The following is a 13,927-nucleotide window of genomic DNA, read 5'->3' on the forward strand; positions in this document are numbered from 1 at the left end:
ACGGTAGATGCCGGCGGTGTGGGGCCAACGTCGTCCCCTCCCAACGCTCAACAGGGGGAAGGACTTACCCTATGACTGACGCAATGTCCCCGCAGGCCGCCCAGGTGGTGTCTCCGTTCCAGCGCTTCGCGGCCTACCCGGAAGATTCCGGCCTGTACCGTGCCGAGAATGAGAAGGACGCGTGCGGCCTGGCTGTTATTGCCACGCTGCGCGGCGAACCCGGACACGACATCGTGGATGCGGCACTGACCGCCCTGCGCAACCTTGAACACCGCGGCGCCGTAGGCGCAGACGAAGGCACCGGCGACGGCGCCGGCATCCTCACCCAGGTTCCTGACGAATTCTTCCGCGCCGTCACCGGTTTCGAGCTTCCCGCTGCGGGCGGCTACGCCGTCGGCACGGCATTCCTGCCCACCGAAGAGCGCGAGCAGGAAACTGCCCGCGCAGGCGTCGAAGCAATCGCCGAGTCCGAGGGACTGAAGGTCCTGGGCTGGCGCGAAGTGCCCGTGGAGGCCGACCTGGTCGGTGCCATGTCCCGGGCCTGCATGCCGTACTTCGTCCAGGTCTTCCTTGCTCCGGAAGAGGACGGCTGCACCGATCTGGATGCCCGTGCCTTCCGCGTCCGGAAGCGCTCCCAGAACAAATTCGGCGTCTACTTCCCGTCCCTGTCCTCCAAGACCATGGTCTACAAGGGCATGGTCACCACGGCCCAGCTTGAGCCGTTCTTCCCGGACCTCTCCGACCCGCGGTTCAAGACCAAGCTCGGCATCGTGCACTCGCGCTTCTCCACCAACACGTTCCCGTCCTGGCCGCTGGCCCAGCCGTTCCGCACCATTGCGCACAACGGCGAGATCAACACGGTCAAAGGCAACCGCAACTGGATGCGTGCCCGCCAGTCCCAGCTCAAGAGCCCGCTGCTGGGGGAGACCCCCGAGGAACTCTTCCCCATCTGTACTCCCGGTGCCTCCGACTCCGCCTCCTTTGACGAGGTCGCGGAGCTGCTGATGCTGTCCGGGCGTCCCATCACCCATGCAGTGATGATGATGATTCCGGAAGCCTGGGAAAACCACGCGACCATGGATCCCGCCCGCCGTGCCTTCTACCAGTACCACTCCATGCTCATGGAACCGTGGGACGGACCGGCAGCAGTCTCCTTCACCGACGGCGACCAGGTCGGTGCCGTGCTGGACCGCAACGGCCTGCGCCCCGCCCGCTACTGGATCACCGAAGACGGCCTGGTTGTCCTCGCCTCCGAGGTGGGCGTAGTGGACATCGATCCGGCCAAGGTGGTCCGCAAGGGCCGTGTCTCCCCGGGCAAGATGTTCCTGGTGGACACCGCCGAAGGCCGCCTGGTGGAGGACTCGGAGATCAAGGCCGAAATCGCCGCTGCCAACCCCTGGGCCGAATGGGTCCGGGAAAACCAGGTGTCCCTGGAGGAACTGCCCGAGCGTGAGCACGTGCTGCACACCAAGGCGTCCATCAACCGGCGCCAGCGCACCTTCGGCTACACCCAGGAAGAACTGCGCATCCTGCTCGGCCCCATGGCCCGCACCGGTGCCGAGCCCCTGGGTGCCATGGGCTCGGACACTCCCATCGCCGTGCTCTCCAAGCGGCCCCGGCTGCTCTTTGACTACTTTGTGCAGTCCTTCGCCCAGGTCACCAACCCGCCGCTGGACGCCATCCGCGAAGAACTGGTTACCTCGCTGCAGAGCTCGATCGGCCCGAACGGCAACCTGCTGGCCCTGGGCCAGGTGAAGACGCACCAGATCGCGCTGAAATTCCCGGTGATCAACAATGACGAGCTGGCCAAGATTGCCAACCTCAAGAATGAGGAAGGCGAGAAGGTCGCCCTGAAGGTACGCGGGCTTTACCGGCCCGACGGCGGCGAATCGGAACTGCGGGCACGCATCAGCGAGATCTGTGAAAAGGTCTCCGGCGCCGTGAACCGCGGTGTGCAGTACATTGTGCTCTCGGACCGCGACTCCAACGCGCAGTGGGCGCCCATCCCGTCGCTGCTGCTGCTCTCCGCCGTTCACCACCACCTGCTTAAGAGCGCCAACCGCACCAAGATCTCCCTGATCGTGGAAGCAGGCGACGTCCGCGAAGTCCACCATGTGGCAGTGCTGATCGGCTACGGCGCTTCCGCCGTGAACCCGTACCTGGCCATGGAAAGCTGCGAGGAACTGGTCCGCAACGGCGACATCACCGGCGTTACCCGGGAACAGGCCGTGACCAACCTGATCAAGGGCCTGGGCAAGGGTGTCCTGAAGATCATGTCCAAGATGGGCATCTCCACCGTGGCGTCCTACTGCGGCGCGCAGACCTTCGAAGCCATCGGCCTGGGCCAGGAACTGGTGGATGAGTTCTTCCACGGGACCCAGACCCAGCTCGGCGGCGTCGGGCTGGACGTGATCGCTGCCGAAGCGGCGGCCCGCCACACCCACGCCTACCCGGCGGATGAAATCGAGGAACCGCACCGCAGCCTTGAAAACGGCGGCGAGTACCAGTGGCGCCGCGAAGGACCGCCGCACCTGTTCAACCCGGAGACCGTGTTCCGGCTGCAGCACTCCACCCGTGAGCGCCGCTACGACGTGTTCAAGGCCTACACCCAGGGCGTGGATGACCAGGCGAAGAACCTGATGACCCTGCGCGGTCTGCTGGACTTCAAGACCGGGGAACGTCCCCCGGTTCCGCTGGAGGAAGTCGAACCGGTCTCAGAGATCGTCAAGCGGTTCTCCACCGGTGCCATGAGCTACGGGTCCATCTCCAAGGAGGCCCACGAGACCCTCGCGATTGCCATGAACCGGCTCGGCGCCAAGTCCAACACCGGCGAAGGCGGCGAGGACGTGGACCGGCTGCTGGATCCGGAGCGCCGTTCGGCCATCAAACAGGTGGCCTCGGGCCGCTTCGGCGTCACCAGCCTGTACCTGACCAACGCGGATGACCTGCAGATCAAGATGGCGCAGGGCGCCAAGCCCGGCGAGGGTGGCCAGCTGATGGCCCAGAAGGTGTACCCGTGGGTTGCCAGTACCCGGCACTCCACCCCCGGCGTCGGCCTGATTTCCCCGCCGCCGCACCATGACATCTACTCCATCGAGGACCTCGCCCAGCTCATCTACGACCTGAAGCGGGCCAATCCGTCCGCCCGGGTCCATGTGAAGCTGGTCTCCGAGGCCGGCATCGGCACCGTGGCAGCGGGCGTCACCAAGGCAAAGGCCGACGTCGTGCTGGTCTCCGGGCACGACGGCGGCACCGGCGCCTCTCCGCTGAACTCGCTGAAGCACGCCGGGGCACCCTGGGAACTCGGCCTGGCCGAAACCCAGCAGACCCTGATGCTCAACGGCCTGCGCGACCGCGTGGTGGTGCAGGTGGACGGCCAGCTCAAGACCGGCCGCGACGTCGTTATCGCCGCGCTGCTCGGCGGCGAGGAGTTCGGGTTCGCCACCGCACCGCTGGTGGTCTCCGGCTGCATCATGATGCGTGTCTGCCATCTGGACACCTGCCCGGTGGGCGTCGCCACGCAGAACCCGGAGCTGCGCTCCCGATTCACCGGCAAGCCGGAATTCGTGGTGAATTTCTTCGAGTTCCTGGCCGAGGAAGTACGCGAGCTGCTCGCCGAACTCGGGTTCCGGAGCCTGGAGGAAGCGATCGGGCACAGCGAAATGCTGGACACCCGTGCCGCCGTCGACCACTGGAAGGCAGACGGACTGGACCTGGAGCCGATCCTGCGCGGCCATGAAGTGGATCCGGGTGCGCCGCTGCGCAGCCTGGTGCCGCAGAACCATGAGCTGGATCAGCACTTCGACAACAAGCTGATCGAGATGAGCGCCGACGCGCTGTCCAGTCGCCAGCCGGTGCGGATCGCTCTGGACGTGGTGAACACGGACCGTTCCGTGGGCACCATGCTCGGCCATACGGTTACCAAGACGTTCGGCACGGACGTCCTGGCCACGGACACGATCGACATCACCCTCACCGGCCAGGCGGGCCAGTCCCTGGGTGCCTTCCTGCCGGCGGGCATCACGCTCCGGCTGTACGGCGACTCCAACGACTACGTTGGCAAGGGGCTTTCCGGCGGACGCATCATCGTCCGCCCGGACCGCAGCAACGTCTTCCCGGCGGAGCGGAACGTCATTGCCGGCAACGTTATTGGCTACGGGGCCACCAGCGGCGAAATGTTCCTGCGCGGACAGGTGGGCGAGCGGTTTATGGTCCGCAACTCCGGCGCTACCGCCGTCGTCGAAGGCATCGGCGACCACGGCTGCGAATACATGACCGGCGGACAGACCCTGATCCTGGGTTCCACCGGCAGGAACTTCGGCGCCGGCATGTCCGGGGGCACCGCGTTTGTGGTGGACCTCTTGCCGGCACGGGTGAACAAGGACGCGCTGGACAACGGTGAACTGCTGCTGCTGCAGCCCGACGCCGAGGACGCGGACATCATCCGCGGCCTGCTGATCAAACACGCGGAAGAAACCGGATCCCCCCTGGCAGCGAGCCTGCTGGAGGACTTCGAGACCACGGTTTCCCGCATCACCAAGGTACTGCCGCGCGATTACGCAGCTGTGCTCGACGCCCGCGCCTCCGCGGCCGAAGCGGGGCTGGACCCCGACGGCGCCGAAGCATGGACCAAGATTCTGGAGGTAACCGGTGGCTGACCCACGCGGATTTTTGAAAGTACGGGAGCGCGAAACCCAGCCCCGCCGGCCCGTTTCCGTGCGCATCATGGACTTCAAGGAAGTCTATGAGCGCCAGGAAAAAGGCGTACTCAAGGAACAGGCCGGCCGCTGCATGGACTGCGGCATTCCGTTCTGCCACCAGGGCTGCCCGCTGGGCAACCTGATCCCGGAGTGGAACGACCTCACCTGGCGGGACAAGGGACAGGAAGCGATCGAACGGCTGCACGCCACGAACAACTTCCCCGAGTTCACCGGCCGGCTCTGCCCGGCACCCTGCGAGGCGTCCTGCGTGCTGGGCATCAACCAGCCGCCGGTGACCATCAAGCAGGTTGAGGTTTCCATCATCGACCAGGCGTTCGATGAGAACTGGGTCCACCCGCACGCACCGGAGCGGCTCACGGACAAGACGATCGCCGTCGTCGGTTCCGGCCCCGCCGGGCTGGCTGCCGCGCAGCAGCTCACCCGGGCCGGCCACACCGTGGCCGTGTACGAGCGGGATGACAAGATCGGCGGGCTGCTGCGCTACGGCATCCCCGACTTCAAGATGGAGAAGATGCAGGTGGACCGCCGCCTGGAGCAGATGCGTGCCGAGGGCACCCGTTTCCGCACCGGCGTCGAGGTTGGCAAGGACATCTCCTGGGAGCAGCTGCGCCGCCGGTACGACGCCGTCATCATCGCCACCGGCGCCACAGTTCCCCGGGACCTGCCCATCCCGGGTCGTGAACTCTCCGGCGTGCACTTCGCCATGGACTACCTGGTGCAGTCCAACCGCGCAGTCGCCGGGGAAAAGGTGAAGAACCAGATCAACGCCGAAGGCAAGCACGTGGTGATCCTCGGCGGCGGCGACACCGGTGCCGACTGCATCGGCACCGCACACCGCCAGCAGGCTGCCTCCGTGACCACGCTGGCGATCGGCAAGCAGCCGCCGGCCGAGCGCGCAGCCCACCAGCCGTGGCCGATGTTCCCGACACTCTTCGAAGTGGCCAGCGCCCACGAGGAAGGCGGCGAGCGGACTTACCTGGCGTCCACCGTTGAATTTGTGGGGGAGGACGGCCGCCTTACCGGAGTCAAGGTCGCCGAAACCGAGTTCGTGGACGGCAAGCGCCTTCCCAAAGCCGGAACGGAACGGATCATCCCCGCGGACCTCGTGTTCCTCTCCCTGGGCTTCACCGGCCCGGAACCGGCAGGGCTGGCCGAGCAGGTTCACACCGAATTCGATGAGCGCTCCAACGTCAAGCGCGACGGCTACTACATGACCGCCACGCCCGGCGTGTTCGCAGCCGGAGATGCAGGCCGGGGACAGTCGCTGATCGTCTGGGCCATCGCCGAAGGCAGGGCCTGCGCAGCCGCAGTGGACAAGTGGCTGGAAGGTTCCACCCGCCTGCCGGCACCCGTTGCACCCAGCGACCGGGCAATAGCACCGTTGTAAGAAAGCAAACGCGCAGAGGCGCCAGACACATTCGTCCGGCGCCTCTGCTGCAGGCGGCCCGGGACCGTCCCGGACTGCATAAAGACCCACAGGAGACTAGGCTAGGAAATATGAGACGCGCAAAGATCGTTGCCACCTTTGGTCCTGCCATAGCCAGTTACGAGAACACCGTAGCCGTGCTCCGTGCCGGAGTGGATGTTGCCCGCATGAACATGAGCCACGGCGACCACTCGGTCCATAACAACACCTACGAGAACGTGCGTCGGGCCTCCGAGGAACTCGGGAAGCCCGTGGGCATCTTCGCTGACCTCCAGGGTCCCAAGATCCGGCTGGGCCGCTTCGCGGACGGGCCGCACCACCTGAACCGCGGTGACGAGTTCACCATCACCATCGAGGACGTGCCGGGCACGGCCTCCCTCTGCTCGACGACGTACAAGGGTCTGCCTGGTGACGTGAACGTCGGCGACACCCTGCTGATCGACGACGGCAAGGTTGGCCTGCGGGCCACCTACGTCGATGACACCAAGGTAGTCACCGAGGTGACCGTGCCCGGTCCGGTTTCCAACAACAAGGGAATCAACCTGCCCGGAGTTGCCGTGAACGTTCCCGCCATGAGCGAGAAGGACGAAGCAGACCTCCGCTGGGCCATCCGCCGCGGCGTGGATATGGTTGCCCTTTCCTTCGTCCGGAACGCGGTAGACGTTTCCCGTGTCCACGAAATCATGGACGAAGAAGGCCGCCGAATCCCGGTCATCGCCAAGATCGAGAAGCCCCAGGCCGTGGCAGCAATTGAAGAGATCATCGACGCGTTCGACGCCATCATGGTCGCGCGCGGTGACTTGGGCGTGGAGCTCCCGCTCGAAGACGTTCCGCTGGTCCAGAAGAACGCCATTGAGCTGGCCCGCCGCTGGGCCAAGCCGGTCATTGTGGCCACCCAGGTCCTTGAGTCCATGATCGACAGCCCCCGCCCGACCCGTGCTGAGGCTTCCGACTGTGCCAACGCCGTGCTCGACGGCGCCGATGCCGTTATGCTCTCCGGCGAAACCTCGGTGGGCAAGTACCCGATCGACACGGTCAAGACCATGGCCCGGATCATCGAATCCACCGAAGAGCACGGCCTGAACCGCGTGCCCCCGCTGGGCAGCAAGCCCCGCACCCGGGGCGGCGCCATCACCCGTGCCGCCGTCGAAATCGCTGACCAGCTGGACGCTGCGTGCATCTGCACGTTCACCCAGTCCGGCGACTCGGCCCGCCGGCTCTCCCGCCTGCGGCCGAAGAAGCCGGTCTTCGCATTCACGCCGGTGGAGTCCACGCTGAACTACATGTCCCTGTTCTGGGGCATCCAGCCCATGCTGGTGCCGTTCGTCGAGCACACGGACAAGATGACGGCCCAGGTGGACCAGACCCTGCTTGAAAAGGGCATTGTGCAGGAGGACGCCATGGTGGTCATCGCCGCCGGTTCGCCTCCCGGACAGGCAGGCTCCACCAACCTGATCAAGGTGCACCGCGTCGGCGACGCCGCGGATACCGGCCAGCTTGGTGACGGCCGCCGCCGCGAGAAGGAAAAGGTCGGCCCCTGGCCGGTCAAGGAATCCAACAAGGGCAAGGCCAAGTCCATCTAGGACCCGCCGGGCACACAGAAGCCCCCCCCCTCCGGGGGGGGGGCTTCTTGCCGTCCCGGGACTTTGGGCGTCCCCGGGACGGCTGGCTTAGTTGACCTGGTTGATGATGGTTTCGGCGACCTCGCGCATGCTTAGGCGGCGGTCCATGGAGGTCTTCTGGATCCAGCGGAACGCTTCGGGTTCGGTCAGGCCCATCTTGGTGGTCAGCAGCGACTTGGCACGCTCCACCAGCTTGCGGGTGGCGAACTGCTCCTTGAGGTCGGTGACCTCGTTCTCCAGTGCCTTGATCTCCTCGTGCCGGGACAGGGCGATCTCGATCGCGGGAATCAGGTCTGCCGGGGTGAAGGGCTTGACCACGTAGGCCATGGCGCCGGCTTCGCGGGCGCGCTCCACGAGTTCTTTCTGGCTGAATGCGGTCAGCAGAACTACGGGGGCAATCCGGGCCTTTACGATCGACTCGGCGGCGCTGATGCCGTCCATGACGGGCATCTTCACGTCCATCAGCACCAGATCGGGCTTCAGTTCGTTGGCCATCTGCACGGCCTTCTCGCCATTGTCTGCCTCGCCGACGACTTCGTAGCCCTCACCGGTAAGGATCTCGACGATGTCCAGGCGGATCAGCGTCTCGTCCTCCGCTACGAGGACGCGCCGCGCCGGAGTGTTGGACGGTACGGACTCGGATGACTCAGACACAGATGCTCCTTGAAAGACGACAGCACTACCGGTGGCTGCCGGTAGTTCACGAAAACAGCCTATCTGCATGTAGAGTGGTTTCGCGCCCAACACGGGGAATCAATCCGCTTGATCAACGTCACAGGGCCTGCCCGAATGGCGGAATTGGCAGACGCGCTGCACTCAAAATGCAGTATCGAAAGGTGTGTGGGTTCGAGTCCCACTTCGGGCACCAACAGCACTCCAGGCAAGAACCACTGCCACGAGTGCCACGGCCGCGTAGCCCAGGCCTGAGTAGCCGGCGGCCGCCAGGACGGGTCCGGCCAATGCACCGCCCAATGCACCTGCCGTGTTCATGCCCAGGTCTGAGATCCCCTGGATTGCCGGGCGCTCATCGACGGGCACGGACTCGGAGAGAAGAGCCGACCCCGAGACTACCGAGGCAGACCAGCCCAGTCCCAGCAGGATCAGGCTGGCAGTCACGCCTGCAGTGGTGTCCGATCCGGTTCCGGCGAGGATCAGTGCGGCAAGCAGCAGCAGCTGGCCCAGGAGAATCACCTTGACCCGGCCCGCGCGGTCGGACAGCCAGCCGAACACCGGGGACAGCGCATACATCCCGGCAATATGCAGGCTGATCGTGAACCCGACCACGCTGATCGCCGCTCCATGGCTGCTCAGATGCACCGGAGTCATCGACATCAGGGCAACCATTACTGCATGGCTCAGGGCAATAACACCGACGGCGTACCGGGCCAGGCCGTTGCTTCGCAGGACCGCCAGCCCGGAACGCCGCGGCGCGGGGGCCGTGCCTCCGGACTCATCCGCCGCCGCACGGATCGCCTTCAGGGCAAGCAGCGGGTCCGGGCGCAGCCCGGTCAGGTAGACGGCGGCTGCGCCCAGCTGGGCTGCCAGGGAGAAGACAAAAGCTCCCGTTAGCGGCGGAAGCCCAAGTGCGGCTCCAAGGATTTCACCCGGTCCGAACAGGTTCGGTCCGAGCACGGCTCCGATGGTGGTTGACCACAGGACAATGGACAGGTCCCGCCCGCGTGTTCCTGGTCCGGCCAGGTCAGCGGCCGCAAAGCGTGCCTGCAGGCTGACCGCGCTGCCTGCACCGAGCAGTGCCAGGCCCGCCAGCAGCAGCGGAAAAACTCCGAGCACGGCCGAGGACACAGCGGTGACCGCACCGGCTGCGGAGATCAGGGCGCCCACGGAGAGTGAGATTCGGCGTCCGCGCACCTGGGCAAGGCGCGCCAGAGGTACGGCTGCGGCCGCGGCACCGAGGGTGCTCATCGTCGCTGCCATTCCGGACCAGGCGGGGGAGCCGGACAGGGCGGCAGCCAGCAGTGCTCCGAGTGAGAGCGTGGCACCCATCCCGATGCCGCCGAGGATCTGTCCGGCCACCAGCACCGATAGCACCCGGCGCTGGCTTGGAAGAACGGGTATCTGGGAACTGCCGTCGGACGTCCTCCGGTGTCTGTGCATTACTCCCCGTTCGCGCATGGTTGCCTTTCCCGCAGGATATCCCGGCGGCTGACCCGAAAGCGGCCCCGACGTGCTCGTCTTCACATCCCGGACCGCCTTTTCGGGTCCTCCTGCGGGAGTAGGGTGAAATTGTGGAGCGTACCTGGATCAGGGACTCCACCACAGCTACTGAGAAGGAGATGCCCCATGAAGGCATGGCAGTTCACAGGCACCAACAAGCCGCTCGAACTCAACGAAGTCCCCGAACCCCACGCAGGCCCCGGACAGGTGGTCGTGGAGGTGAAGGCAGCAGGCGTCTGCCACTCGGATGTCACCGCACTGGATGACCCGGGATGGATGCCGCTGTTCTTTGAACTCCCGCGGACCATGGGTCATGAGAACGCCGGTGTCATCACCGAAGTAGGCCCCGGCATGGAGCACTGGAAAGTTGGCGACCGGGTAGGCCTCGCCCCGGTCATGAGCGACGGCGATGCCCTGGGCTACGGCAAATGGGACGGCGGTTTCGCCCCCAAGCTGGTTGCCACCGATGACAACCTGGTGAAGCTCCCCGACGAGGTACCGTTCGACCTTGCCGCAATGGCAACTGACGCGGGCCTGACGGCGTACCACGCGATCATGGCTGTTGGCGGGGCCAAGGCCGGCATGAAGGTCGGCGTCATTGGCCTTGGCGGACTGGGCTACATTGGCGCCCGCGTAGCGGTCCTTTCCGGCGCCGAAGTCTACGGTGCCGAGATCAACGCCGAGACCCGCAAGCTCGCGGATGAGATCGGCCTGGCCGGCGTCGCAGAGTCCATCACCGAGTTCAAGGACAAGGGCCTGGACCTGATCGTCGACTACGCCGGTTTCGGCACCACTACGGCGCAGGCCGTCGAGACCCTCGCCGAGTTCGGCACCCTGGTACAGGTGGGCATGGGCCGGCTCGAAGCGACCATCAACACCTACCCGATCATCATTAACCAGCTGAGCATCAAGGGATCCAAGTCCGGCACCAAGGAGGACCTGGAAGCGCTTTACGAACTCATGAAGTCCGGCAAGCTGAACCCGCCGATGAACATCATCACCCAGGCCGAGATCCCGGAGGCGATCGACAAGCTGCGCGCCGGCGGCGTCGTCGGGCGTTTCATCGCGAAGTACTAAACCGGCTCAGATCGCCGGTCCCAGCGCCTTCAGCAGCCGGCTGGCCGAACTGCCCAGGTTCCATTCCCCTGCCAGTTCCGTCAGTTCGGCCCGTTCGTCCTCTCCGGGAGGCTGAAGCCGGGCACCGGCAAGAGACGGCAGCTCGAGGCCGCGCACAATCCGCACAACGGTTGGCGCGGCCTCGAGGTATTCCCGGGCGCCTGCCAGCTTCGCCCGGACGGCCGCAGATACGCCGCCGTCCTCGCTTTCCGCCGCCTGCAGCAGCGAGTCGAGGGTTCCAAACTCGGCCAGCAGGGATGAAGCAGTCTTTTCACCGATCCCGGAAACGCCCGGCAACCCGTCCGAACTGTCGCCCCGCAGGGTCGCGTAGTCCGCATACTGCTCCGGGAGTACCCGGTATTTGGCGACCACGGCGGCGTCGTCCATCACCTTTAGGTTCTTCATCCCGCCCGCGGTGTACAGCACACGAACCTCTTTGGCGTCGTCGATGACCTGGAACAGGTCCCGGTCTCCGGTAACGACGTCGACGGGCATGGACGCCTGCGACGCGTAGCTGCCGATCACGTCGTCCGCCTCGTGGTCCGGGAAGCCGACGACGGCGATCCCGGCAAGGGCAAGAACCTTCCGGATCATCGGGATCTGCGCCTCGAGTGCATCCGGAACCTCTTCAATGTCGGAACCGTCCTTCACCACGCGGGCCACCCGGTGCTCTTTGTAGGACGGCAGCAGGTCCACCCGCCACTGCGGACGCCAGTTCTCATCCCAGCAGGCAACCAGATGCGTGGGTTCGAACTCGGTGACCAGCCGCGCAATCATGTCCGCCAGGCCGCGCACGGCGTTCACCGGCGTGCCGTCTGCCCGGCGCAGGGAATCCGGCAGCCCGTAGAAGGCGCGGAAGTAAAGCGAAGCCGTATCAAGGAGCATCAGGCGATCAGACATATCCAGATCCTGCCACGAATCAGCCTCACCCACCCGCCCGCGGCGAGTCTTTGGAACTGGTACTGGCCGCTGTGCCAGCATGTTAGCCATGGCTGGAACCCAGAAAACCACCGTCCCCAAACCAGTCCGGGCAGCCGAAGAGCGCAGCGCGCGGATAGCCGTGACTGTGTTTCCGCTGCTGATCCTCGCCGGGGGAGCAGTGGCGCTGGCGTTCCCGGATCCGTTCACCTCGCTGGCACCGCTGATCAACCCCGGTCTGATGGTGATCATGTTCGGCATGGGGATGACCCTGACGCTGCCGGATTTCGCCATGGTGGTGCGCCAGCCGATACCGGTGTTCCTAGGCGTTGTGGCGCAGTTCCTCATCATGCCGCTGCTCGGGCTGGGTATCGCGTGGGCGCTGCAGCTCCCGCCTGAACTTGCCGCCGGTGTGATCCTGGTGGGCTGCGCTCCGGGCGGTACTGCTTCGAACGTAGTGACGTACCTGGCGCGTGGAAACGTTGCCCTTTCCGTTGCGATGACCTCGGTTTCCACCCTTCTGGCACCGCTGTTTACACCGTTGCTGGCTCTGTGGCTCGCCGGACGGTACATGGCAGTCGATGCCGGTTCCATGGCCCTCTCGATTGTCCAGATTGTGCTGATCCCGGTGCTGTTGGGGCTGCTGATCCGCTACCTGATTCCACGTGCCGTCGACCGCGTCCTTCCGCTCCTTCCCTGGGTGTCCGTCGCGGCGATCACTTTTGTGGTTGTGGCCGTAGTGGCGGGAAGTGCCGCGGCCATCCTGACCGCAGGCTGGCTGATCCTTCTGGCAGTAGTCCTGCACAACGGTTTGGGGCTGGGCCTGGGTTACGGTGCCGCCCGGCTTTTCAACCTGCCCGTCCCTTCGCGGCGCACCATGGCTGTTGAGGTGGGCATGCAGAACTCCGGGCTTGCCGCCGGTCTGGCCCGGGAGTATTTCAGCCCTGAAGCCGCCCTCCCTGCGGCCGTCTTCTCGGTATGGCACAACGTTTCCGGTGCACTGGTGGCAGCCTACTGGCGGCGGCGGCCGGCGTCCTGAAAGACCGGACCGGCAGGAACGGCGGGGCTCACCCCCCCGGTATCAGCACCCGGACCGGCTTGGGGAATATCGGGGTCGGTGTAGGCGCCCGCAGACGGACCAAGCTTCTGCCCGGCAGACAAAACTGCCGACGAAGCGGTGGCAAATGCCCGAAGCGCGGCCGGCAGGAAGCGCCGCGGCGGCACCCCGCACACCCGGAGGGCGCCGCGGTGGTCCCAGGACAGAACCAGTGCGGCGCCAATCGCGAGAATCCACCACCCTGCATGGACGATCCTGCGCACCGCAGCCGGAGTATCGGCATACCCTTCGGCCAGTCGGTGGATCTGGAAGCGGATGTGTTCAACCTCGTCGCTGAAGACACGTGCGCCTAAGAGCCGGATCAGCGGATCCGGCGCGCCGTCCCGGAGGGCCCGGAAGTACTCAAGTGCCAAGGACTCGGCTACCAGGAAGAGCATCAGCTCCATCCGCAGCCCGAGGGACCGTCGAAGGAGGACAAAAGCCCGGTCTGACCAGTGGGACGCCAGCGGCTCGGCGGACAAGTACTGCAGCGCTAGGAGAAACAATGCAGAGTGTTTTTGTTCCTCCACCACAAACAGCTTCAGAGCCGCCGTGTAGACAGGGTCTCCGGCTTGGGCCGCCTTCGCCAGAAGCTTCTCGCCGTCGCCGCCTTCGCCCAGCTCGAACCGCTGGAGTGAGCGGGCGATCATGCGGGCCTGGATGGGGGTCAAGGGCGTTTTCCGGCTCCAGTCGAGCGCATCATCGAAGGTCTGCTGCCGCGAGGGATTTCCGCGGAAGTACCTCAGCCAGGGTTCGTAGGTCATGGCGGGCAATCTACACGCCCGGAGGGCGGTACAGGCCGGTCGGCCGTGAGCACCCTCATGCTGGGTGGGCTGTAGCCTTTATCCAGGCG

General features: G+C 65.6%; 8 protein-coding genes, 1 tRNA gene and 1 pseudogene. 6 read left to right on the forward strand and 4 right to left on the reverse strand.

What is annotated here, in order from left to right:
• Positions 1 to 71 precede the first annotated feature (71 nt).
• The 3 genes from gltB (at position 72) to pyk (ending at position 7,730) form a co-directional block, all read left to right on the forward strand.
• On the forward strand, positions 72 to 4,658 hold the full coding sequence (gltB, locus tag TVC13_RS00855) for a glutamate synthase large subunit (RefSeq protein ID WP_422399349.1): 4,587 nt from the start codon (positions 72 to 74) through the stop codon (positions 4,656 to 4,658).
• Entirely contained in the window at positions 4,651 to 6,108 is a 1,458-nt protein-coding gene (locus tag TVC13_RS00860; RefSeq protein WP_422399350.1) for a glutamate synthase subunit beta, read from the forward strand. Before gltB ends, TVC13_RS00860 begins: the two co-directional genes overlap by 8 nt.
• 110 nt (positions 6,109 to 6,218) lie before the next feature.
• The gene (gene pyk / locus TVC13_RS00865) at positions 6,219 to 7,730 is read left to right on the forward strand and encodes a pyruvate kinase (protein WP_422399351.1); all 1,512 of its coding nucleotides are present in this window, start codon (positions 6,219 to 6,221) and stop codon (positions 7,728 to 7,730) included.
• Between the two features lie 87 nt (positions 7,731 to 7,817).
• Here the strand turns inward: pyk and TVC13_RS00870 are convergent, their stop codons facing one another.
• Positions 7,818 to 8,423: an ANTAR domain-containing response regulator gene (locus tag TVC13_RS00870; RefSeq protein WP_422399352.1), complete on the reverse strand. Its 606-nt coding sequence runs from the start codon at positions 8,421 to 8,423 to the stop codon at positions 7,818 to 7,820.
• A gap of 129 nt (positions 8,424 to 8,552) precedes the next feature.
• Between TVC13_RS00870 and TVC13_RS00875 the strand changes: the two genes are divergently transcribed.
• Positions 8,553 to 8,637: transfer RNA gene (locus TVC13_RS00875), tRNA-Leu, on the forward strand.
• 68 nt (positions 8,638 to 8,705) lie between these two features.
• Here TVC13_RS00875 and TVC13_RS00880 read toward each other — a convergent pair.
• Positions 8,706 to 9,902, reverse strand: a pseudogene (locus TVC13_RS00880) (MFS transporter); the annotation flags it as partial.
• 168 nt (positions 9,903 to 10,070) lie between these two features.
• Between TVC13_RS00880 and TVC13_RS00885 the strand changes: the two are divergent.
• Positions 10,071 to 11,021, forward strand: a complete 951-nt coding sequence (locus TVC13_RS00885) for a zinc-binding dehydrogenase (protein ID WP_422399353.1) — start codon at positions 10,071 to 10,073, stop codon at positions 11,019 to 11,021.
• Between the two features lie 6 nt (positions 11,022 to 11,027).
• Here TVC13_RS00885 and TVC13_RS00890 read toward each other — a convergent pair whose 3' ends face one another.
• Entirely contained in the window at positions 11,028 to 11,960 is a 933-nt protein-coding gene (locus tag TVC13_RS00890) for a 5'-3' exonuclease (protein WP_422399354.1), read from the reverse strand.
• 88 nt (positions 11,961 to 12,048) lie between these two features.
• On the opposite strand from TVC13_RS00890, the gene TVC13_RS00895 reads away from it, so the two are divergent.
• Complete coding sequence (locus TVC13_RS00895; RefSeq protein ID WP_422399355.1) at positions 12,049 to 13,017, forward strand: bile acid:sodium symporter family protein; 969 nt, start codon at positions 12,049 to 12,051, stop codon at positions 13,015 to 13,017.
• On the opposite strand, the gene TVC13_RS00900 is transcribed toward TVC13_RS00895, so the two are convergent.
• Positions 12,990 to 13,838, reverse strand: a complete 849-nt coding sequence (locus TVC13_RS00900) for a ferritin-like domain-containing protein (RefSeq protein ID WP_422399356.1) — start codon at positions 13,836 to 13,838, stop codon at positions 12,990 to 12,992. The two genes, TVC13_RS00895 and TVC13_RS00900, sit on opposite strands and share 28 nt — an antisense overlap.
• Positions 13,839 to 13,927 lie beyond the last annotated feature (89 nt).

It is taken from the genome of Arthrobacter sp. 3Tela_A (assembly GCF_049311025.1).
GTDB lineage: Bacteria > Actinomycetota > Actinomycetes > Actinomycetales > Micrococcaceae > Arthrobacter_B.

What these genes read in the sequence shown, in the direction of transcription:
- gltB (WP_422399349.1), top strand. Translation starts at nt 72, where the DNA reads ATGACTGACGCAATGTCCCCGCAGGCCGCCCAGGTGGTGTCTCCGTTC.
- pyk (WP_422399351.1), top strand. Translation starts at nt 6,219, where the DNA reads ATGAGACGCGCAAAGATCGTTGCCACCTTTGGTCCTGCCATAGCCAGT.
- TVC13_RS00885 (WP_422399353.1), top strand. Translation starts at nt 10,071, where the DNA reads ATGAAGGCATGGCAGTTCACAGGCACCAACAAGCCGCTCGAACTCAAC.
- TVC13_RS00890 (WP_422399354.1), bottom strand. Translation starts at nt 11,960, where the DNA reads ATGTCTGATCGCCTGATGCTCCTTGATACGGCTTCGCTTTACTTCCGC.
- TVC13_RS00895 (WP_422399355.1), top strand. Translation starts at nt 12,049, where the DNA reads ATGGCTGGAACCCAGAAAACCACCGTCCCCAAACCAGTCCGGGCAGCC.
- TVC13_RS00900 (WP_422399356.1), bottom strand. Translation starts at nt 13,838, where the DNA reads ATGACCTACGAACCCTGGCTGAGGTACTTCCGCGGAAATCCCTCGCGG.